At 71.3% G+C, this 21,388-nt stretch carries 21 protein-coding genes; 12 read left to right on the top strand and 9 right to left on the bottom strand.

The window, feature by feature from the left end; all coding sequences use genetic code 11:
- Positions 1-21: 21 nt before the first annotated feature.
- The 4 genes from ABD285_RS02590 to ABD285_RS02575 all read left to right on the top strand — a co-directional run bounded on the left by ABD285_RS02590 (position 22) and on the right by ABD285_RS02575 (position 3,348).
- The gene (locus tag ABD285_RS02590) at positions 22-969 is read left to right on the top strand and encodes an aldo/keto reductase (RefSeq protein ID WP_344200020.1); all 948 of its coding nucleotides are present in this window, start codon (positions 22-24) and stop codon (positions 967-969) included.
- Positions 970-1,030: 61 nt separating this feature from the next.
- Positions 1,031-1,240 (top strand): hypothetical protein, encoded by a 210-nt coding sequence (locus ABD285_RS02585; RefSeq protein WP_284253727.1) that lies wholly within the window; start codon positions 1,031-1,033, stop codon positions 1,238-1,240.
- 81 nt (positions 1,241-1,321) lie between these two features.
- Complete coding sequence (locus tag ABD285_RS02580) at positions 1,322-2,002, top strand: response regulator transcription factor (protein WP_284253726.1); 681 nt, start codon at positions 1,322-1,324, stop codon at positions 2,000-2,002.
- The gene (locus ABD285_RS02575) at positions 1,999-3,348 is read left to right on the top strand and encodes a sensor histidine kinase (protein ID WP_284253725.1); all 1,350 of its coding nucleotides are present in this window, start codon (positions 1,999-2,001) and stop codon (positions 3,346-3,348) included. The genes ABD285_RS02580 and ABD285_RS02575 overlap by 4 nt, the downstream gene beginning before the upstream one ends.
- Positions 3,349-3,381: 33 nt before the next feature.
- Here ABD285_RS02575 and ABD285_RS02570 read toward each other — a convergent pair whose 3' ends face one another.
- Genes ABD285_RS02570 through ABD285_RS02555 form a run of 4 tightly spaced genes read right to left on the bottom strand, consistent with a single transcriptional unit; the run spans position 3,382 to position 8,241 of the window.
- Positions 3,382-4,230 (bottom strand): LLM class F420-dependent oxidoreductase, encoded by an 849-nt coding sequence (locus ABD285_RS02570; protein WP_284253724.1) that lies wholly within the window; start codon positions 4,228-4,230, stop codon positions 3,382-3,384.
- Positions 4,231-4,254: 24 nt separating this feature from the next.
- A complete protein-coding gene (locus ABD285_RS02565) occupies positions 4,255-5,085 on the bottom strand; it encodes a ferritin-like domain-containing protein (protein WP_284253723.1) in 831 nt (276 codons plus the stop codon).
- 13 nt (positions 5,086-5,098) lie between these two features.
- Positions 5,099-7,390 (bottom strand): SDR family oxidoreductase, encoded by a 2,292-nt coding sequence (locus ABD285_RS02560; protein WP_284253722.1) that lies wholly within the window; start codon positions 7,388-7,390, stop codon positions 5,099-5,101.
- Positions 7,387-8,241, bottom strand: a complete 855-nt coding sequence (locus ABD285_RS02555) for a hypothetical protein (protein ID WP_344200014.1) — start codon at positions 8,239-8,241, stop codon at positions 7,387-7,389. Before ABD285_RS02555 ends, ABD285_RS02560 begins: the two co-directional genes overlap by 4 nt.
- Before the next feature lie 80 nt (positions 8,242-8,321).
- On the opposite strand from ABD285_RS02555, the gene ABD285_RS02550 reads away from it, so the two are divergent.
- The 5 genes from ABD285_RS02550 to ABD285_RS02530 are packed head-to-tail and all read left to right on the top strand — an operon-like array spanning position 8,322 to position 13,503.
- Complete coding sequence (locus tag ABD285_RS02550) at positions 8,322-9,113, top strand: SDR family NAD(P)-dependent oxidoreductase (RefSeq protein ID WP_284253720.1); 792 nt, start codon at positions 8,322-8,324, stop codon at positions 9,111-9,113.
- Positions 9,110-9,853 (top strand): lysophospholipid acyltransferase family protein, encoded by a 744-nt coding sequence (locus ABD285_RS02545; protein WP_344200010.1) that lies wholly within the window; start codon positions 9,110-9,112, stop codon positions 9,851-9,853. The genes ABD285_RS02550 and ABD285_RS02545 overlap by 4 nt, the downstream gene beginning before the upstream one ends.
- The gene (locus ABD285_RS02540) at positions 9,850-11,697 is read left to right on the top strand and encodes an FAD-binding oxidoreductase (protein WP_344200007.1); all 1,848 of its coding nucleotides are present in this window, start codon (positions 9,850-9,852) and stop codon (positions 11,695-11,697) included. The genes ABD285_RS02545 and ABD285_RS02540 overlap by 4 nt, the downstream gene beginning before the upstream one ends.
- 1 nt (position 11,698) lies before the next feature.
- A complete protein-coding gene (locus ABD285_RS02535) occupies positions 11,699-12,607 on the top strand; it encodes a pseudouridine-5'-phosphate glycosidase (RefSeq protein WP_344200005.1) in 909 nt (302 codons plus the stop codon).
- Positions 12,608-12,609: 2 nt separating this feature from the next.
- Positions 12,610-13,503 (top strand): carbohydrate kinase family protein, encoded by an 894-nt coding sequence (locus tag ABD285_RS02530; RefSeq protein WP_284255647.1) that lies wholly within the window; start codon positions 12,610-12,612, stop codon positions 13,501-13,503.
- On the opposite strand, the gene ABD285_RS02525 is transcribed toward ABD285_RS02530, so the two are convergent.
- From ABD285_RS02525 to ABD285_RS02515, 3 genes are all read right to left on the bottom strand, one after another.
- Positions 13,500-14,858 carry a cryptochrome/photolyase family protein gene (locus ABD285_RS02525; RefSeq protein WP_284253716.1) on the bottom strand — a complete coding sequence of 453 codons (1,359 nt, stop codon included), beginning with the start codon at positions 14,856-14,858 and terminating at the stop codon, positions 13,500-13,502. The two genes, ABD285_RS02530 and ABD285_RS02525, sit on opposite strands and share 4 nt — an antisense overlap.
- Positions 14,855-15,295, bottom strand: coding sequence for a MarR family winged helix-turn-helix transcriptional regulator (locus ABD285_RS02520; protein ID WP_284253715.1), 441 nt, complete (start codon positions 15,293-15,295; stop codon positions 14,855-14,857). Before ABD285_RS02520 ends, ABD285_RS02525 begins: the two co-directional genes overlap by 4 nt.
- Before the next feature lie 236 nt (positions 15,296-15,531).
- Positions 15,532-16,989, bottom strand: a complete 1,458-nt coding sequence (locus tag ABD285_RS02515) for a sugar porter family MFS transporter (RefSeq protein WP_284253714.1) — start codon at positions 16,987-16,989, stop codon at positions 15,532-15,534.
- A gap of 110 nt (positions 16,990-17,099) precedes the next feature.
- On the opposite strand from ABD285_RS02515, the gene ABD285_RS02510 reads away from it, so the two are divergent.
- Together ABD285_RS02510 and ABD285_RS02505 are read left to right on the top strand one after the other, a co-directional pair.
- Positions 17,100-17,435 carry a hypothetical protein gene (locus ABD285_RS02510; protein WP_284253713.1) on the top strand — a complete coding sequence of 112 codons (336 nt, stop codon included), beginning with the start codon at positions 17,100-17,102 and terminating at the stop codon, positions 17,433-17,435.
- Between the two features lie 10 nt (positions 17,436-17,445).
- On the top strand, positions 17,446-17,598 hold the full coding sequence (locus ABD285_RS02505) for a hypothetical protein (RefSeq protein WP_284253712.1): 153 nt from the start codon (positions 17,446-17,448) through the stop codon (positions 17,596-17,598).
- Here the strand turns inward: ABD285_RS02505 and ABD285_RS02500 are convergent.
- Positions 17,582-18,466, bottom strand: a complete 885-nt coding sequence (locus ABD285_RS02500) for an aldose epimerase family protein (RefSeq protein ID WP_284253711.1) — start codon at positions 18,464-18,466, stop codon at positions 17,582-17,584. The genes ABD285_RS02505 and ABD285_RS02500 overlap by 17 nt on opposite strands.
- 27 nt (positions 18,467-18,493) lie before the next feature.
- A complete protein-coding gene (locus tag ABD285_RS02495; RefSeq protein ID WP_284253710.1) occupies positions 18,494-19,537 on the bottom strand; it encodes an aldo/keto reductase in 1,044 nt (347 codons plus the stop codon).
- Positions 19,538-19,761: 224 nt separating this feature from the next.
- Here ABD285_RS02495 and ABD285_RS02490 point away from each other — a divergent pair, with 224 nt between their 5' ends.
- Positions 19,762-21,336 (top strand): ABC transporter substrate-binding protein, encoded by a 1,575-nt coding sequence (locus ABD285_RS02490; protein WP_284253709.1) that lies wholly within the window; start codon positions 19,762-19,764, stop codon positions 21,334-21,336.
- The last annotated feature ends 52 nt before the right edge of the window (positions 21,337-21,388 follow it).

The raw sequence follows: 21,388 nt of genomic DNA, 5'->3' as shown, positions 1-21,388 counted from the left end.
CCGATGCCTAGTCTGGGCATCATGACCGCTGCCGTGCCCGTTCCCGGATCGCCCGAGTGGCTGCGCCCGCTCGGCACGACCGGGTTGACCGTGTCGGCGATCGGGGCGGGCGGGGGACCGCTCGGCGGGATGCCGGACGCGAGGCAGGCCATCGGCCTCGTGCGCCACCTGCTCGACAGCCCGATCCGGGTCATCGACACCTCCAACGGCTACTCGGACGGCGCGAGCGAAAAGCGCATCGGCGCCGGGATCGCCCAGCACGGCGGGCTGCCCGACGGTTACCTCATCGCGACCAAGGTCGACGCGCGCGGCGGCGACTACTCGGGTGCGCGCATCCGCGACTCGATCCACGAGAGTCAGGACCGCCTGGGTCTGGAGACCTTCCCGCTCGTGCACCTGCACGACCCCGAGTACCATCCCGAGGCCGGATTCGACCTTCCGGGGGGCGCGATCGAGGCGCTGGTCGCCCTGCGCGACGAGGGCGTCATCGAGCACCTCGGCATCGGCGCGGGGCACACCCCGACCATCGAGCGCCTGCTCGACCTGGGCGTCTTCGAGGTCGTCCTCACCCACTCGCGCCTCACGCTCCTCGACCGGGGAGCCGACGCCCTCGTGCAGCGCGCGCACGAGGCGGGGATCGGCGTCATGAACGCCGGGATCCTCGGTAGCGGGATGCTGGAGTCCCGGGGCGGGGAGCGATACGGCTACCGTCCGGCCCGCCCCGAGGTCCGCGAGGCCGCCCAGCGGCTGCATGACCTCGCCGACGAATCGGGAGTCGACCTTCCGACCGCCGCCGTCGTCGCGTCACTGCGCGACCCCCGCATCGACGCGACGCTGGTCGGTTCCACGAATCCCGCGCGCTTCGACGCGATGCTCACCGCGATCGCCGCGCCGATCCCCGACGAGTTCTGGGAGCGCGCCGCCGCGTTGCTCCCCGAACCGTCCGTCTGGCTCGACGCCGAGCGCTGACCGCCTGGGTGTCGGCGGGGCACCGGCGCCCGCGGCCCTCCGGTCACGGCAGACTGGGCGCATGGCGAGCAATGCAAGTGGCAATCAGTCGGACTCGGCGCAGACCTGGGACTCGGTGAACTCCGGCCAGTCGGACGACATCGAGAACAGCCTGACCGGGCAGGGCACCTCGGATCGCGAGACGACCCGCGAGGTCGACCGCGACGAGGCGGTCGAGGAGCGGCACCACGACGGCGCGCACGCCGACGACGGGGCCGAGAAGGGCGCCTGAGCCCCGCGCCCCTCTCACCCCTTACGCTCCCCGAACCTTCCGTTCACGATCGCGGGGAGCACCGCTCGGTACGGTGAGCGGGTGAACGACCGCGGGCTCGTCGTCGTGCTCGAGGACGAGCGCGCGATCGCGGAGATGGAGCGTCTCTACCTGCAGCAGGCGGGGTTCGGCGTGCACGTCGCCGCGGACGGGCAGGCGGGCCTGAACGACATCCGGCGCCTGTCGCCCGTCGCGGTCATCGTCGACATCGGCCTGCCGGGTCTCGACGGCACGGAGGTCGTGCGCCGGCTGCGCGCCGACGGCGACTGGGTGCCCGTCGTGTTCGTCACCGCGCACGACAGCGAGATCGATCGGGTGCTCGGGCTGGAACTCGGGGCCGACGACTACGTGACCAAGCCGTTCTCGCCCCGCGAGCTCGTGGCCCGGGTCAAGGCACTGGTGCGCCGTTCGTCGGGACCGGCCGCCGGATCCGTGCGCCGCGCCGGCCGCATCGAGCTCGACGAGGGCGAGCGCCGGGTGCGGGTGGGTGGCGCGGAGGTCGCGCTCACCACCACCGAGTTCGACCTGCTCGCGCATCTGCTCTCGCGTCCCGGCCAGGTGTTCACGCGCGAGCAGCTGCTCTCGGCGGTCTGGGGCATCGCCGACTACAGCGGCACCCGCACGGTCGACGTGCACGTCGCGCAGCTGCGTGCGAAGCTCGGCGACCCCGATCCGATCCGCACGGTGCGCGGCGTCGGCTACGCGCTCGAGGCGGCGGGGTGAGGGGCCCGATCCGGCGGCGCGTACTCGTCGCCACCCTCGTGGCGGCCTTGGTCGCCGTGGTCGTGACGACGATCGCCGCCCTGACCCTGGTGCGCGGCGTCGACAACTCGGCGGGCCGGGATGCCCTGGCCGCGCAGGTGCAGCGGCTCGCGAGCGCCACGCCCGCGGCGCGTCAGGCGGTCGTCGACGGCCTCTCCCAGCTCGGCGATCAGGGCGTGCTCGTCGCGCTCGTGACGCCACGGGGTGCCGTCGCCGGGTCGGCCTCGGCCGAGGCCGTGCCGCGCGTCCGGCTCGAGCTGCGCGCCGGTCGCCCGGTGTCGACGACGGTGCGCCGCGATGGTCGCAGCTACCTCGTCGAGGCACGGCCCGTCGCCGGCGGCGGCGGCGGAGTGGTCGGAGCTCAGGATGCGTCCACGGCCAGGACTCTCACCCCCGCGGTCCTCACCCGGCTCGCGATCGCCCTCGCGATCGGCATCGTCGTCGCGCTCGTGGCGGCGCTCGTCGTCGCGCGGGCCCTCTCGCGTCCGCTCGTGCGGCTCGCCGGCGCCGCACGGCGTCTCGCCGACGGCGAGCGCGACGTCGCGCTCGAGCCGAGCGGGATCGACGAGGTCGCCGATGTCGAGGCGGCGCTGGGGTCGCTGGATCGGGCGCTCGCGCGATCCGAGGGGCGGCAGCGGGAGTTCCTGCTGTCGATCTCCCACGAGCTGCGCACGCCGCTGACGGCGATCCGGGGGTACGCGGAGGCGCTCCGTGACGGTGTCGTGCCGCTGGAGCAGCTGCCCGAGGTGGGTCGCACGCTCGAGGCCGAGTCGACCCGGCTCACCGCCTTCACCGACGACCTGCTCGCCCTCGCGCGGCTCGAGGCCGACGACTTCCCGCTGCAGGAGGCCGACGTGGAGCTCGGCGCCGTGCTGCGCGAGGCCGAGGTCGCCTGGCTGGCGACGGCGAGCGTCGGCGGTGTCGAGATCGAGGTGGATGCGGTCGGCCCCGTCGTCGCCCGCACCGACGCCGCGCGGGTGCGCCAGGTCGTCGACGGCCTGCTCGAGAACGCGTTGCGGGTGAGTCCGGCCGGGTCGCGCATCGTCGTGCGCGCCGGTCGCGCCGAGGACGGCGCGGCGATCGTCGAGGTCGCCGACGGCGGCCCGGGGCTCACGCCCGACGACGCCGCGCAGGCCTTCGAGCGCGGGCGGCTCCGCGACCGGTACCGCGACGTCCGCCCCGTCGGCACGGGCCTCGGCCTCTCGATCGCGGCGCGTCTCGTCGAGCGCCTCGGGGGCACGATCACGGCGCACTCCACGCCGGGCGGCGCGGTCTTCCGCATCTCGCTCCCGCGCGCCGGAGCATAGAGCGACGACCGCGTCCGGACGACGGCGACGGCCTCAGCGCAGCCCGGCGGCCTGCGCGATCGCCGCGTAGCTCTCGACGGGATCGTCGCCCGGCCCCGGGATCACGTGCACGGCGACGTGATCGGCCCCGGCATCCAGGTGCCGTCGCAGTCCCGCCACGATCGACGCCGGGTCGCCCGACACCACGAGATCGTCGATGAGCCGATCGCTGCCCTCGCCGGCCAGGTCGTCGTCGGTGTAGCCGAGGCGCTGCAGGCTCTCGCGGTAGTTGCGCAGCCCGAGGTAGGGCGACACGACCGAGGGCCGGCCGATCGCGCGCGCCTCGGCGGGGTCGGTGCGCAGCACGACCCGCTGCTCAGGGGCGAGCAGTGGCCCGGCGCCCAGGATGCCGCGCGCCTCGCGCGTGTGCTCCGGCGTCACGAGGTAGGGGTGGGCACCGGCCGACCGCTCGGCGCTGAGGCGCAGCACCCGTGGCCCCAGCGCGGCGAGGGCGCGCTCACCGACCGGCACGCCGCCGGCATCCAGCCCGTCGAGGAATTCGTTCAACGCCGTGTACGGCCGCCACTGCGTCGCGGGGACCCGCTCCGGATGCCCCACCCCGATCCCGAGAAGGAGCCGACCGGGATGCGCCTCGACGACCCGCTGATACGACTCGGCGAGCGTCCGCGGCTGCGTGGTGAGAATCGAGACGATGCCGGTCGCGACGACCAGCCGCGTCGTGGCGTCGAGGATCTGCTCCACGACCTCGAGGTCGCCGGGTTGGCTGCCGAGCCACAGCGCCGGATACCCCAGCCGTTCCAGCTCGGGCGCGATCGCGGGGTCGAAGGTGCGCCCGCTCTCCCAGACGCCGAAGGTCCCGAGGCTCGCCTTCCAGTCCGTCACGCAGGCTCCTGAAAACGAAAAGGGTCAGGCGGCGACGAGCTCGCCGGACGGCACCTCGTCCTCGGCGGAGATGTTGAAGCGCTCGAGCGAGTTCTCGACGATCCGCAGGCCCTCCATGCCGGGGAGCTTCGCGATGTGCGAGTCGACGTCCTGGATGAGCTTGCGGCCTTCGGATCCCGCGAACAGCGCGCCCATGACGTGCTCCACCTCGGAGTCCGGGCTGATGCCGGAGCCGACCGGCCGCCAGAACTTGCGCAGCGCGAACCGGGTGATGACCTGCGCCTTCTTGCTGTCCGCCAGGCGGGCGCGGGCCTGCGACGCGTAGAACGCGACGTGCTTGGTCTCCTGCGCGGCGATCCGCTTCAGCAGCTCCCCGAGCACCGGGTGGTTCTGCTGCTTGGCCAGCCGGAGGTACGCGGCGTTGGCCGACCACTCGTTGACGGCGCCCCACGACATGTGCACCGCGACGAAGTCGTGCCCGACCAGGCCGCCCATGAGCGACTGCTTGATCGGATCGAGGCGGTCCTTCCAGCCCAGCTTCACGCGGTTGGCCTTGAGCTCGTCGAAGTCGAGCGTGATCCCGTGCTTGCCGAGCACCGTCGCGAGCGCCTCGCCGTGCCAGAACTCCTCGCGGTTCCACATCGTCATGAAGGCGCCGATCTCCGGCTCCTTGTGCGACGGGGTGGTCAGCAGATCCCGGAGGTAGCAGACGGTGTGGTACTCGACGTCGGCCATGTAGCGCAGCGTGCGCAGCGTCTCGGGCGGCAGCGGGTCAGTGTCGAACGCGTCGAAGTCGAGGTCGTCCCACGCGACGGACTTGGAGTTCGTCGTGTATTTGTCGATGTCGAAGGCCATCGCCTCGTCCTTCCTACCGGGCCGGTGCCGCTATCTCATCACGCTTGGGTGAACGAGCGCTGCGTTTCCAGCTGTCGATGCGCCAGTGCCGCCGCTGCGCCTCGCGCAGCAGCTGGGTGTCCGGATTGACGGCGTGCGGGTGCCCGAGCAGCTCCAGCCAGCCGAGATCGGCGTGCGAGTCCCCGTAGCCGTACGACTCCGCGAGGTCGAGCCCGTTCTGCTCCGCGTAGCGCTGCAGCCACGCCGCGCGGGCCTCCGCCACGAGCGGCGGACGGTCGAGGAACCCGGTGAGCACGCCGTCGCGCGAGTGCATGTCGCTCGCGACCACCTCATCGAACAGGCCGGCGAGCGGCAGCACGAGCGTGCCGATCGAGCCCGTGACGAGCACCGTGCGATGCCCCGCCTCGCGATGCGCCTTGATCGCGGCGATCGCGTCCGGGCTCGTGTGGCGCAGGAGCGTGTCGCCGTAGCCGCCCTGCACGATCCGCTCGAGGCGGGAGACCGGCATCCCCTGATAGCGGCGGAGGAAGGCGCGGATGAACTCGCCCCGGTCGCGGCGATCGGTGCGGAGGTAGCCGGGGGCGGCGGCGACGAGCCGCGCGAACTCGGCCGGCCAGGCGGCCTTGCGGAAGCCCGCGGATCGCACCCAGAGGTACTGGTGCACGATCGTCGAGTCGACGACGGTGCCCTCGAGGTCGAAGACGGCGACGACGTCCTTGCGCTCGGACAGCGCCGGGCGCTTCTTCGGCGTCGCCGCGGCGGACGCCGCCGAGGCGCGCTTGGAGTACGCCCGCGTCATGCCGGTGATCGCCGGGAAGTGCACGTTCTGGAGGTAGTCCTCCCAGTCGATGCCCGGCACGTCGATGCCGCGGTCGGCGCGCTTGGTCTTCGGGATCGCGTCGTTCAGCGCCCGCGTGTTCGTGTCGTCGAAGATGATCTCCGTCTGCACGTAGGCGCGGTACAGCTGCGTGAAGTTGCGCAGCGTGCCGAGGTCGTGCACGCCGGTCTCGAGCTTGGCGAGGTTGCGGCGCACGGCCGGCGTCTTCGGCAGCAGCCGCAGCACCGCGGCGCCGCGCGCGGCCGCCTTCTCCTTGCGCACCAGCCCGCGCTCGACCTTGCGCCCGCCGGGGAACTTCCACGTCGGCACCCGGATCTCGCCCGGCTCGCCGGGCTTGGGCATCGGATGCTCGAGGAAGTAGCGATTGACGTTGTCGAACATGCGGTGGAACGGCAACGGGTTGGAGGCGCCCGAGCTCACGTGGAAGTACTGCGGCTCGCGCGGCTTCTCGGGGTTGGCCGCGGCGGCGAGCACCGTGTTGACGACGAGGTCGACCGGGATCAGGTCGAGGATCGAGTCGGGCAGGCCCGGGAACTCGGGCAGCTGCCCGCGGCCGTAGGCGATGATCAGCGGGTCGGCGACCTTGAAGCCGTCGATCCAGCCGGGGAACGGATGGTGCAGCGCGGACTCGATGATCGTGGGACGCACGATCGAGAGGCGGTGCCCGTTCTGGGCCCACAGCTCCTCCGCGGCGCGCTCTGCGCTCGCCTTCGTGAGGGTGTACACGTCGGTCCAGCCGAGGCTCTGGGCGCGGGCACGGCCGGCATCCACCAGCTCGGCTTCTACCCACTCGATACGCGCCGCCTCGGTCGCCTTCGCCACCGCCTGCGGGCCCTGCTTGCCGTGCTGCTCCCGCGCGGCGTCCATGAACCGGCGCAGCGTCTCGGGGCGGCGCGAGACCAGCTCGATCTCCTCGCGTGCGGAGCGCGCGGCGGCGTACTCGGCGCGCCAGTCGACGTTGTGCACGAGGCTGGCCTCCTGCTGGACGCCCCGGCGCAGGCCGCCGACGTAGCAGGTGGAGACGTGCACGACGTGCGGGTCGCCGCCCGTCGCGAGCAGCGCCTCATAGAGGTTCATCGCGCCGCCGACGTTGGTGTCGAACGCCTGGTCGATGGGCGGGTCGAACGAGACCGACGCCGCGGAGTGGATGACGACGTCGAGGTCCTTCGGCAGCTCCGGCACGCGCGACAGCGACCCGTCGACGATCCGGATGCGCTCGGCGACCGCCTTCTCGACGACGGCGTCGCCCACCTTCTCGCGCCATGCCTTGAAGACCGGTTTGCGCAGCAGGGTGCGGAGGCGGTCCGCGCCGCCGGCCGAGCCCTTGCCGCGCACGAGGAGCGAGATCGTCGTCTCCGGATGGTCGGCCAGCAGCCGCTCGAGGATCGCCTGTCCCACAAAACCCGTGCCGCCCGTCAGGAAGACGTGCGCACGGCCGAGGTCGGTCGCGGCGCGCTTCGGCGTCACGGAGCAAGCCTGGTGGCGACCATCGGGGCGACGGACTGCATACCGGGGAGGGAGGCGATGAGCGAGGCGATCCGGCCCCGCTCGGTCGGCCCCGAGGCGCCGCCGAACACGGTCGCCTCGAAGGCCGCGCGCTCGTCGGACGGGAGTTCGGTCGCGCCGACCGGCCATGCCATCCGGCGCAGCTCCTTGCGGGTCAGGCGGCGTCCGCGGCGCGAGTCGGTGAGCCGACGCTGCGCCTCCTCCGTGAAGAAGCGGATGTGGCGGGACTTGACGTCGAGCACCAGCTCGACCACGGAGCCGAGCGTCGAGGCGAGCTCGCCGAGCTTGCGATAGGCGGTCTGGCCGATCCACTCGTCGACCAGCTGCGTCGTGATGTGCGCGTCGACGAGGGCCGGGCCGGCCATGTTCGCGGCGAGGGCGCGCCGGACCGGGCCGCGCCGCTCGATGCGCTCGCGCAGCGACCGACGCGGCGCGGCCGTGAACTCGGTCGACGCGCGCTCCTCGCCGGCGGCGTCGAGCACGGCGTCGAGCGCGTCGGCGATCCAGAACTTCTCGAACGCCCACGTGGTGAGGAAGGCGGTGACCCGCGCGTCCTTGTGGGTGGCCGTCACGAGCACGTTGCGCATGCGCTGCATGGTGGCGCGCTCGAGGTCGCGCAGCGTGCGCACGAGGCGCAGCACCTCGACCGGCAGGTTGCCCGGGGCGATCCCGCTCAGGTCGAGCTGGTCGCGCAGATTGCCCCGTGCCGTGCGGGCGAACTCGCGGATGTCGAACGCGTGATCACCGGCGGGTTCCCCGGGCGTCGCCGACGCGAGCGTCGCGCTCGACGCGTCGGAGTGCTGGGGGGTCATCGGAGCGGGCCCTTCCTGGCCGGTGCGGGGGCACCCCGAAGGCAGGTGGCCGCATCCGCTAGCACCGTATCGTAAGCCACATGGGCATCCCCGTGGGCACGGCGCTGGTCACCGGCGGCACGTCGGGCATCGGTGCGGCCTTCGCGCGGGCGCTCGCGAAGCGCGGGCACGACATCGTGCTGGTGGCCCGATCGGCCGGGCCGCTGGAGGCGATGGCGGCCGAATTGCGCGCGCTCGGCAGCCATGTCGAGACGATCACCGCCGACCTCTCCGACCGCGCCGACACGTCACGGGTCGCCGAGCGGCTGCGCGATACCGGCCGCCCCATCGACGTCCTGGTCAACAACGCGGGGTTCGGCCTGCGCACCCGCCTGGTCACCCCGGATGTCGCGGAGCACGAGCGTGCCTTCGACGTCATGATCCGCGCGGTCTTCGTGCTCGGCGCGGCGGCGGCGGAGCAGATGCGCGGCCGCGGCCGCGGCGCGATCATCAACGTCGGCAGCGTCTCGGGCGAGACCTCGATGAACGCGTATTCGGCGATCAAGGCGTGGGTCAACACCTACAGCGAGGTGCTCGCCAACGAGCTGCACGGCACCGGCGTCACGGTCACCGACCTCGAGCCGGGGTGGGTGCACACGCAGTTCCATCAGCGCGCCGAGCTGCGCTCCTCCAGCATCCCGGGCTTCCTCTGGCTCGACGCCGACTACCTCGTCGAGCGCTGCCTGCGCGACGCGGATCGTGGCAAGGTCATCTCCATCCCCAGCGTGCGCTTCAAGGTGCTCACCTGGTTCACCCGGCACCTGCCGAGCACGTCGATGCGCGCCGTCTCCCGCAGGATCGCTTTGCGCCGGCGCGATACGGTTAGCCAATGACCGACGACGTCGCGGCGAAGCCCACACGCGACCGGTTCAATTCGAAGGGGCACGCTGCCGGCCGCTTCGTGGCGCAGCATCTCATCCTGAAGCCGGTCGTCTGGTCGCTCGTGACGGTGCAGATCATCGGGCGCGAGAAGGTGCGCAAGACGAGCGGGGCCTTCGTGGTGGTCGCCAACCACTCCTCCCACCTCGACGCCCCCCTCATCCTCGGCTCGCTCCCGCGGCGGATGTCGCGCTACCTCGCGGCGGGCGCCGCCGCCGACTACTTCTTCGACGTCTGGTGGCGTCGCGGGCTGACGGCCCTGTTCTTCAACGCGTTCCCGGTCGACCGCAGCGGCAATCACCCGCGCCGGGTGAGCGCCAAGGAGCTCCTGCAGCGCGGGGTGCCGCTCCTGGTCTTCCCCGAGGGCACGCGCTCGAAGGATCTCAAGCTGCACGCGTTCAAGCCGGGGGCGGCGGCGCTCGCCACCTCCGTGGGCGTGCCGGTGCTACCGGTCGCCCTCATCGGCGCCGGCGAGGCGCACCCGCGCGGCTCGAGCTGGCCCAAGCCCGGCCGGCTGCCGGTCGGCGTCGTGTACGCCGAGCCGATGCAGGCCGAGCCCGGTGAGACCGCGGCCGAGTTCATGGCGCGGGTGAAGGTCGTCATCGAGGGCCTGATCGCGGAGCACGGTCCGCGTATCCTCGCTTCGAAGACCGATCAGCAGGCTGGGACAGAGCCCGGAGGAGTGTCCACATGAGCGATGTCAAGCACATGAAGTGGTGGGGGTGGGGCGTCGAGGGCGTCGGCTTCCATTGGGAGGACAAGCCCGGCTTCGCCCCCTTCGTGCTGAAGGCCGTCGGCCTCGACCTGCACCAGGCCCAACCCGTCGACCCGCCCGTCTTCGACGACCTGTCGATCGCCGGACCGGTCGTGAAGCAGGCCTTCCTGAAGACGCTGCAGGGGATCGTCGGCGCGGACGACGCGACGATCGACCCGATGGAGCGCGTCGTCCACACCTACGGCAAGAGCCTGCGCGACCTCGTGCGCATGCGCGCGAACGCCGTCGAGCGCTACGTCGACGTCGTCGTCTACCCCGACGACGAGCAGCAGGTGCAGGCGATCGTGGACGCCGCGGTCGCCGAGAACGCGGTCATCATCCCGTTCGGCGGCGGCAGCAACATCGCCGGCAGCCTCGAGCCCCGCTCCGAGGAGAAGCGCACGGTCATCTCGCTCGACCTCGGCCGGCTCAACAAGGTCGTGTCGATCGACGAGACGTCGGGCCTGGCCCGCATCCAGGCCGGCGTGCTCGGCCCCGACATGGAGGAGCAGCTGGGCGCGCAGGGCTGGACCCTGGGCCACTTCCCCGACAGCTTCACCCACTCCACCCTCGGCGGCTGGGTCGCGACCCGCAGCTCCGGCATGCAGTCCGACAAGTACGGCGACATCGCCGACATCGCCCGGGGCTTGCGCGTCGTGCGGCCGAGCACCGACGGCCGCAGCGGCGCGCTCGTGATCCGCGGCATCCCGTCGGCGTCGAACGGCCCGAGCGTGCGCGAGATGATCCTCGGCAGCGAGGGGCGCCTCGGCGTCATCACCGAGGTCACGGTGCAGGTGCACCGGATCCCGGCCAAGCGCGACGTCTACGCCTACTTCTTCCCGAACTGGCGCGCGGGCGTCGAGGCGATGCAGGAGGTCGCCGAGTCGGATGCCCACCCCTCGATCACGCGCGTCTCGGACGCGCGCGAGTCGGGCTTCTCGCTCGCGACGAGCAAGGAACGCCACGGCTTCGACAAGTTCGCCGCCGACACGGTGCTGCCGTTCCTCATGCGCCGCAAGGGGTGGAAGAACCTCGAAGACATCTGCCTCTCGTTCATCGGCTACGAGGGCGAGGAGTCGTACGCCAAGCGCCAGCGCAAGCTCGTCGAGGCGATCATCAAGAAGCACGGAGGCCTCGGCGTCGGCACCGGTCCCGGCGTGCTCTACGACCAGAAGAAGTTCGACACCCCGTACCTGCGCGACTTCCTGCTCGACCGGGGCGCCGCGGGCGACGTCTCCGAGTCGGCCATGCCGTGGTCGCAGGTCATCCCGCTCTACGACGCCGTCGTCGCGGCGGCGGAGAAGGCGTTCGACGAGATCGGCATCCAGGGCTGGATCATGGCCCACCTCTCGCACTCGTACCACTCGGGCGCGTGCCTCTACTTCACGTTCGCGTTCGTCTTCGGCGACGACCCGATCGGCGAGTACGACACGGTGAAGCGCGCGATCCAGCAGGCGTTCGTCGACAACGGCGGCTCGATCTCGCACCACCACGGCGTGGGCGTCGAGCACTCGCCGTGGCTCGAGCAGGACATCTCGCCCGAGGGCGTGGCCGTCATGCGCGGACTGTTCGAGGCGACCGACCCGGCCGGCACGTTCAACCCGCGCAAGATCGTGCCGGATGTCGCCCCCGCGGCCGCCGCGCCGGCCCGCCGGCGCGCGACGACGGCCGCCGCGAAGACGGGTGCCAAGACGGGCGCGAAGGCCGCGGAGAAGAAGGCGCCCGACACGAAGGCCGCCGAGAAGAAGAGCACGACGCGTCGCACGGCCGCCGCGCGTTCCTGAGGTGGTCGCGCTCACCCTGTCGGCCGAGGTCGCCGATGCGATCGCCGCACGGCGTCCCGTCGTGGCGCTCGAGTCGACGATCATCTCGCACGGCCTGCCGCACCCCCGCAACCACGCGGCCGCGCTCGAGTTCGAGCAGCAGCTGCGCGACGCGGGCGTGACGCCCGCGACCGTCGCCGTGCTCGACGGGGTGGCGCACGTCGGGCTCGACGCCGAGGGCGTGCGCCGGATCGCCGAGGACGACCTCGCGAAGGCCAGCGTGCGCGACCTCCCGATCCTCGCCGCGCGCGGGGCGTCCGGCGCCACGACGGTCGCCGCCACGGCGCACCTCGCGAACCGCGCCGGTGTGCGGGTGTTCGCGACCGGCGGGCTCGGCGGCGTGCACCGCGGGGCGAGCGACTCCTTCGACGAGTCGGCCGACCTCCCCACCCTCGCCGCCACGCCCATCACGGTCGTGAGCGCGGGCGTGAAGAGCGTGCTCGACATCGCCGCGACGCTCGAGCGGCTCGAGACGCTCTCGGTGCCGGTCGTCGGCTACCGAACGCGCCGCTTCCCCGCGTTCTGGCTGCGGGACTCCGGCCACGACCTGGACTGGACCGTCGAGGGCGCCGAGGAGGTCGCCGCGATCATGGCGGCGCGCGACGAGGGCGGGTCGAGCGCGGGGATCCTGGTCGCCAATCCGGTGCCCGAGGCCGAGGAGTGGGATCCGGGGGAGCACGACCGGATCCTGGATGCCGCCCTCGCCGAGGCGGACACCGCCGGGCTCCGCGGCAAGGCCGTCACACCGTTCCTGCTCGGCCGCATCGTCGAGCTCTCCGGCGGCCGCAGCCTCGAGGTCAACCTCGACCTGGCCCGCAATAACGTGCGGGTCGCGGCCGAGGTCGCGATCGCGTGGGCCGCCCGTAGGTGACGATGACCGGCGCGCGGATCGTCTGCGTCGGCGACGTGGTCAACGACATCGTCGTCGTGCCGGTCACCGCGGTGCGCCCCGATACCGACACGACGGCGCGCATCCGCCGGGCCGCGGGCGGTTCGGCCGCGAACTCGGCCGCGTGGCTCGGTGCTCTGGGAGCGCCGGTCGACTTCGTCGGCAGCGTGGGGCTGGCGGACGCGGCCCAGCACGCCGACCGGCTCGCCGCCCACGGCGTCGTGCCGCATCTCGGCATCGCCGACGGCCTCGAGACCGCGACGATCGTCATCGTCGTCGACGGGGACGGGCGGGCGATGCTCACCGACCGGGGCGCGAACGCGGCGCTGGATCAGGGGCAGGTCACCGACGAGCTGCTCGACGCCGCCGGGTGGCTGCACGTGACGGGGTACAGCCTGTTCGACGGACCGCGGGCACCGGGCATCCGGCGGCTCATCGAACGTGCGCACGAGCGCGGGATCACCGTCTCGATGAATCCGGGGTCGGTCGGGTACATCGCCGACTACGGCGTCGAGCGCTTCGCCGCCGACACCGCCGGCGTCGACGTGCTGCTGGCCAACCTCGACGAGGCCGCGCTGCTCACCGCGACCGACGACCCGTCGGCCGCGACGTCGGCGCTCGCCGTGCGGCACGGCACGGCGGTCGTGACGCGGGGATCGCTCCCCGTGCTCGCGGCCGAGGGCGGCTCCGCGGTGCTCGAGGTGCCCGTGCCGGCGGCGACGCTCGTCGATCCCACCGGTGCGGGCGACGCGATGGCCGCCGGTTTCCTCGCCGCGCGGCTCGGCGGCGCCGGGCTCGCCGCGGCGGTCGGGAGCGGCATCGCCACGGCGGCCCGCGCCATCGGGATCGTGGGAGGCCGCCCGCCCGCTGCGCGCTAGCGGTTCGCGGCCCGCATGTGCTCGAACGCCGCGAGGGCGTCCGCACGCGACGCGGCGAGGTCGACGATCGGTGTCCGGTAGGCATCGGTGCCGGCCTCGGGCACCCACCGCCGCACGTACTCGCCGTGCGGGTCGAACCTGCGCGCCTGCAGCTCCGGGTTGAACACCCGGAAGTAGGGCGCCGCGTCGGCCCCCGAGCCCGCGACCCACTGCCAGTTGGCGGGGTTGTCCGCCTCGTCGGCGTCGACGAGCGTGTCCCAGAACCAGGCCTCGCCGATCCGCCAGTCGGCGAGCAGGTTCTTGACCAGGAAGCTCGCCACGACCATGCGCACCCGGTTCGGCAGGTAGCCGGTCGTCCACAGCTCGCGCATGCCGGCATCCACGAGCGGGATGCCGGTGCGGCCCTGCTGCCAGGCCGCGAGCTCCGCCTCCCGCGGCGGCTGCCACGGGAACGCGTCGAACTCCGCGCGGACGTTGCGCTCTGCGACGTCGGGGCGGTGGTACAGGATGCTCGCGTCGAACTCGCGCCACCCCAGCTCGCGCAGGAACGCGCCGACATTGCGCCGGGCCGCCGCACTGAGCTCGCCGTGCACGCGATGCCAGAGCTGCACGGGGCTGAGCTCGCCGAATCGCAGCCGGGGGCTGAGCAGGGAGGTCGCCTCCTGCGCCGGGATGTCGCGCTCGTGATAGTCGGCCAGCACCTCCGTGGCGAAGCGCTCGACCCGCCGGTGCGCGGCGTCCTCGCCGGGCTCCCAGCGGGCGCGGAGGCCGGCGGCCCAGTCCGGCCGCGTCGGCAGCAGCGCCCACGCATGGAGCTCCTCGGAGTCGACCTGCCGCGGTCCGGGCACCTCGCGGGGCGTGGGGACGGGCTCCCGGACCGGCAGCTGCTGCGCCGCCCGCCAGAACGGTGTGAACACCTGGAACGCGCCCCCGCGCCCGGTCGCCACGGTCCATGGCTCGTGCAGCAGGTTCGCGGCGAAGCTCGCCACTTCGACTCCGTCGGCGCGCAGCGTCGCCTTGAGCCGGGCGTCGATCTCGCGGCTCGCACCGTACCGCCGGTTCCAGAACACGGCACCGGCGCCGGTCTCGGCGACGACGGTGGGCACCACGGCAGCGGCGGGACCGCGCCGCAGCACGAGCCTGCCTCCCCGCGACGCCACCGCGTCGTCGAGCGCCGCGAGGCTGTGATGAAGCCACCACCTCGTCGCACCGCCGAGGGGCCGGATACCGGGGCTCTCGTCGTCGAGCACGTACAGCGCGACGACCGGGCCGCCCCGATCGACCCCCGCCCGCAGCGCCGGGTTGTCCGCGATCCGCAGATCGTCGCGCAACCAGACGACGGCGGGCGAGGTCACAACGGGTCGACTTCGTGCCGCAGCTTGTCGGTGAGGCGGGCGAGATCCCGTAGCTCGTCGGGTTCGAGCACCGACATGAGCTCGGCGATCGCGGCCGCGTGGTGGCTGCCCACGCGGCGGAACACCGCGGCGCCCTCCTCGGTCAGCGTCACGATCGTGCCGCGCGCGTCGCTCGGGTCGTCGCTCTTCGTGACCAGGCCGCGTGCGGCGATCCGGTCGAGCAGGCGACTCACGCTCGGCTGGGTGAGCAGCAGGCGGCGATTGAGGTCTCGGATGCGGGCGGCACCGCCGGGTGTGCGCGAGAGGTTGAAGAGCACGTCGTACTCGCTGATGGAGATCTCGTCGTCGGGGAAGACGGCGCGCAGCCGACGCAGCACGGCGACCTGCGCGCGGTAGAGCGCCTCCCAGGCGTCCACGGCCTCTCGACGGTCGTTCACCCGGCCAAGCCTACGAAACCGGGGCGCGCCTTAAATGATTGTGGGCCGGTCGCAGAGGCAAGCGACCGGCCCACTCCCTTGCACCAAGAGTGTCCTGCAATCACATTCCGCGGTAGCTGCCACAGCAAACAACTAACGCTCTTGAAATGTATAACGGACAGGTAACGGTGTCTAGTTACCTGTTCGTTATTTTTCCTGGGAAATCGCCAAGAGCGCGAACGCCCACATCTTCCCGATCACGACCGGGCGCTCGCCGACGGCTGCCCGGGATCCTTCCGATTGACCGGCCCGTCGAACAGCCGCACGATCTCATCGACGGAGTGCCCCTTCGTCTCGGGCAGGAAGAAGTAGACGAAGAGGACGCCGATCACGCACAGGCCCGCGAACACGATCATCACCCAGCCGAGGCCGATCCCCGCCTGCATGATCGGGAACGCCAGCACGAGACCGTAGTTCGCGAGCCAGTCGACCGCCGCGCCGATTCCGGATGCCCGTCCGCGCACCGTCGTCGGGAACACCTCGCCCTGCAGCAGCCAGCCCGTTCCGCCGATCCCGATCGCGAAGCAGGCGATGAACAGGGCGAACCCGACCATGATGACGATGAGTTGCGGCACCCCGGACAGGAACGACGCGCCGTACGAGCCGATGAGCAGGAAGACCGCCATCCCGATGTACGCACCGATGGCCAGCCGCCGGCGCCCCACGGTGTCGATGAAGCGGAACGCGAAATACGTGGCGATGACATTCACCACGGCGAGGATGCCCGCGGCGATGACGCCGAAGACCTCCGACTGCACCATGGACGTGCCCGGGTGGGTGAAGTAGGGCGTCAGCAGATGGGGCCCGTAGTAGAACGCGACGTTGATGCCGGTGATCTGCTGGAAGATGAAGAAGACGCACACGATGACGAGCGCACGCTTGACCGGCGGCGTCCACTTCGTCTTCGAGGTCGCGCGTTGCATCTGCGCCCGTGCCGCCTCCGCCTCCGCGTGCACCTGCTCCGCCGTCGCCTCCACCCCGAGGGTCTGGAACGCCTTGAGCGCCTTCTCCTCCAGGCCGCGTTCGAGCAGCCAGCGCGGGGACTCCGGCATCCGAGCCCGCAGGAGGAGCGAGATGATCGCCGGGATGAATCCGACGCCCAGCAGAATCCGCCAATCGATGGTTGACGCCGCCTTCGGGGCGACCTCCAGCACGATCACGGCGATCACGTACGCGGCCAGGATGCCGATGGTGATCATCCACTGCTGGATGATGGAGAGCGACCCGCGGCGGCGCTTCGGCGCGAACTCCGAGATGTAGGCGGTGGCGATCGCCGAGTCGGCTCCGATCGCGATGCCGATGATGACGCGCCCGATGATCAGCGTGGTCGGCTCGAACGCGAACGCCGAGATGAGCGAGCCGAGCGCGAACAGGCCCGAGTCCACGAGCAGCAGGGACTTGCGCCCGAATCGGTCGGTCAGCGGACCGGCCGCAATCGCCCCCACGAACGAGCCCAGCGACGCGCCGCCGACGATGATGCCGATCGCCAACGGGCTGAGCTTGAAGGGGAGGAAGACCAGGGCCGAGCCGATGTTCGACGAGTCGAACCCGAACAAGAACCCGCCGATGGTGGCCAGGATCGCCAGGTAGATGTAGAACCGGCCGATGTCGCGGGTGTCGAGCGTCTCGAGCAGCCCGGCCTTCGTGCTCTGCATGACGCGGACGCTACGCCGCTGCCGCAGCGCGGATCATCGACACAGGAGACTCCCAGAGGAGTGCGGACGTGATTCGACTCAGCTCACGCCTCGTGACAACGTCGGCGGACGTGGACACGATGGTCCTCGTGAACGAGCAGCGGATCGCGGGGCAGGAGCGTCTCGACCGGATCGTCGTCGACCGCCTCGCCGGCGAGCCGGTCGATCAGGGGCCGATGTTCTCGACGACCGGGTGGCGGCGCGGCGGCAAGGTGTTCGCGTTCGTCGGCGGGAGCGGTGAGCTCATGATCAAGCTCCCCGAGGCGCGCGTGCGCGCGCTCATCGACAGCGCCGCGGGCGAGCCGATGACGATCCGAGAGCGCACCATGCGCGAGTGGGTGCGCATCCCGCCGGAGGGCGACTGGGAACCGCTCGTCGTGGAGGCGCAGGCGTTCCTGGCCGTGTGAGCGCGAGGTCGTGGCATCCGTCGAGCAGGCTCTCGCGTCCGACCGCGTCATCGGGATCACGACGGTGGGACGGTCGAGCGGCCGGCCGCGGCGGATCGAGATCTGGTTCGAGCAGATCGACGGTCGCTACGTGCCGGGCGGCGCGGTTAGCGGATCGGTGTGATCCGGAACGAGATCGTCTTCGTCGCGCCGGGTGCGAGCTCGAGCGTGCCGCGGCGCCGCTCCCAGTGGCCGTCCTCCTCGCGCATCGGGTTGCCGCTGATCGAGCCGTACCAGGGCTCGAGAGCGGCGAACGGCGAGCCCGGCACGTTCCAGACCTGCAGGTAGGTCGCACCGGGGAGGTCGAGCGCGAGCGCACGGCGGGTCTGGTCGCTCCCGAGCACGACCCGATCGGAGGCCAGGTCGCCGAGGCAGAACGCGCCGTCGGGGAACTGGCTCGGGTCGAGCCGCAGCCGGCGGCCGTCGGCGCTGAACGCGTCCTCGATGGCCGAGCGCGGCCCGAACGTCCGCACGACCTTCTCCGGTCCCTCGGGCGCATCGAAGGCGAGGTGGTGGTCGGTGAACGCGAGACCCTCGGCCGGATCGACGGGGCAGGTGAACCGCGGATGCGATCCGACCGAGTAGAGCATCGTCTCCTCGCCCGGGTTGTGGATCTCGTAGTCGGTGACCAGCGTCGGCCCCTCGAGCGAGTACCGCACTCGCAGCCGGAACGGGAACGGGTAGGTCGCGAGCGTCGCGGGCGTGTCGCGCATCTCGTAGGTGACGCTCGCGTCCGTCCGGTCGATGACCTCGAATTCGGTGTCGCGGGCGAAGCCGTGCATCGGCATCTCGTACTCGCGCCCGTCGAGCTCGTAGCGGCCGTCCGGAAGCCTGCCGAGCAGCGGGAAGCAGGTCGAGGTACGCGTCAGCCCGGGCTCGGGCGGCATCCAGAGGTAGTCGAGCTCCTCGTCCAGGAACCGGAGCGAGTGCAACTCGGCACCGTGGCTGTCCGAGACGAAGGCGACCTCGTCGTCGGCGATCGTGATGCGCACGCGGGTGCTCTCAGCCGTCCGTCCGGGTCAGGCCCACGACAGCGGGCGGACCACGCGCGGGTTCTGGTTCGGATAGAAGTGGTCCTCGGGCGCCGGGAAGATCCGGTCGATCTCGGCGAGCACGTCGGGGGTGAGGGTGACGTCGACGCTCGTGGCCAGCTCCTCGAGCTCCTGCACGTTGGCCGGCCCGATGATCGGCGCGGTGACCGCCGGCTGGGTCAGCTGCCAGGCCAGATGCACGACGGCGGGCTTGAGGCCGAGGTCGTGGCAGAGCTTGGCGTACTCGGTCAGCTGCGGACGGTACGCCTCGACGTACCAGACGTCGGTCTCGTGGATCTTGTGGTCGTCGGGCTCCAGCAGGTCGACCGCGAAGACCCCGCGCCGGATCGGGCTGAACAGCAGGACGCCGATGCCCTGATCGATCGCGCAGGGGAACGCCTCGATCTCGGCGGCGCGGGTCAGCATGTCGTAGCGGTGCTGGGTGCTGACCAGACCCATGAAGTTGCGGCGGCGCGCGACCTCCTGCGCCTTCATCATCTCCCAGGCGTAGGCCTGGCTGCTGCCGACGTAGTCGAGCTTGCCCGAGCGGACGAAGCCCTCGAAGGCCTCCCAGAGCTGGTCCCACTGCGCGTTGCGGTCGATCCGGTGCATGTGCACGAGCTCGACGTGATCGGTGCCGAGGCGGCGGAGCGACGCCTCGAGGTGGCGACGGATCTTCCAGAGCGAGAGGCCGTCCTTGGTGTTCGCGCCGTCGTCGTCGTTGTCGAACATCGTGCGCCCGACCTTGGTGCCGAGGAAGACCTTCTCGCGCCGGCCGCCGCCCTGGGCGAACCACTTGCCGATGATGCGCTCGGTGTCGCCGCTCGTGCCGCGGCCGTGGTTGCCGTAGACGTTCGCGGTGTCGAAGAAGGTGATGCCCAGGTCGAGCGCGGCGTCCATGATGCGGAAGGCCTCGGCCTCGCCGGTGGCCCCGAGGTCGCCGACCCACGACTCGTTGTAGCCGAAGGCGCCCGTTCCCAGACACAGCTGGCTGACCAGGACGTTGGAGCTGCCGAGTTCGCGATACTGCATGGTCGCCTCAATTCCATGATACGGAAACAAAACTACGTATTGTGGAATCTAGCACAGCCGAGTTACGCTCCCGGCACGGCCGATCGTGTCCCGGCGCCCCCATCGGGCCGGTGTGATCGGACGGGGGCGCGGGCCCGGTCACCTCGGCGTTCGCGTCGACGGTCCGGGCGCCGCCCGGACCCGCACCACCCGGTCCTGACCGCATTCACACGAGGGAGTCTGAATTGTTCCGCTCACCTGCCCGGCGACGGTTTCGAGTCGCGGCCGTCGCGGCCGCACTCGCCGTCGCTCTGCCCCTGGCCGCCTGCTCCGCCGGCAACCCTTCGTCCGGCTCCGGATCGTCGACCTCGTCGACGGCCACCGACACACTGAACCTCGCCATCCCGCCGAGCGCGCTCACGCTCGATCCCGCCCTCATGCAGCCGACCGTCAGCCGGTACATCTGGGGTTCGATCTACGAGTCGCTCGCCTACTGGGACCCGAAGACCGGCGCCGTCACCCCGTGGGCCGCCAAGAAGTGGACGTACTCACCCGACGGCAAGACGCTCACCATCGAGTTGCGCAACGGCCTGACATTCAGCGACGGCAGCGCCGTGCACGCGTCGGACGTCGCGGCGACCATCAACCGCAGCGTCAACACCGCGGGCTACATCCAGTCGATCGACACCGCGGTGGACTCCGCGGAGGCGACGAACGACAAGACGGTCGTGGTGCACTTCAAGAACTACGACCCCAAGTGGGTCTCCCTGCTCGGGCGCGAGGCCGGCGTGATCGCCAAGGCGTCGGACCTCAACAGCCCGGACATCGCCACGAACCCGATCGGCTCCGGTCCGTACACGCTCGACACCAAGGCGACGGTCGCCGGCACCAAGTACGTCCTGCAGAAGCGCAAGGACTACTGGGATGCCAAGGCCTTCCCCTTCAAGACGATCAACATCACGATCACCAACGACCCGACCGCGCAGCTCAACGCGTTCAAGGCGGGACAGGTGAACGCCACCGCCGTCACGGCGCAGCAGGCGGCCGCGGCCAAGGCCGTGTCGGGTGCCACCGTCACGCAGACCACGGCGAGCACGATGTACTGGCTGCTGTTTCTCGACAAGTACGGCAAGAGCGCCAACCCGGAGTTCAAGGACGTGCGGGTCCGTCAGGCCGTCAACTACGCCCTCGACCGCGAGGGCATCGCCAAGAAGCTCCTCCAGGGCTACGCCACGCCGACCGATCAGGTCTTCTTCCCCTCGCGCGAGGTCTTCGACTCGAAGCTCGAGAAGGTGTACGCCTACAACCCGGCGAAGGCGAAGAAGCTGCTGGCCGCGGCCGGCTACCCGGACGGCTTCACGATCGAGATCCCGAGCAGCCAGGCCACCACGCAGTTCGAGCCGACGCTGTCGCAGGAGCTCGGGGCGGTCGGCATCAAGCTGAAGTGGGTGCCGATCCCGGAGTCGCAGACGGCCAGCATCATCCTGACCGGCCAGTACCAGCTCTACCTGAAGCAGTCGGGCATCGTCTCCGACCCGTACACGGCAGCGCTCTACTTCACGCCGCAGGGCGGAACGGTCAACCCGGAGAAGTACACGGACCCGACCATCACCGATCTGTACGACAAGATCACGACGACGGTCGACACCGACAAGTCACTGGCGATCTACAAGGAGCTGAACAAGTACGCGGTCGACCAGGCGCTCGCCGCCCCGGTCACGATGACCAGCGGCCTGTGGGCGACGTCGCAGGGCGTGACCTTCGTGGACCGCGCCGGACTGCCTGCCGACATCCGACAGTTCGGCGTCGCCGGCAAGTAATACTGACCCGAAGGGGTCGCCGCGCGTGCGGCGGCCCCTTCGGGCAGAAGGA

This window comes from Pseudolysinimonas kribbensis, assembly GCF_039531715.1.
Taxonomy (GTDB): domain Bacteria; phylum Actinomycetota; class Actinomycetes; order Actinomycetales; family Microbacteriaceae; genus Pseudolysinimonas; species Pseudolysinimonas kribbensis.
The sequence above is the reverse complement of the archived record's forward strand: the minus strand, read 5'-3'. Positions and strand labels throughout refer to the sequence as shown.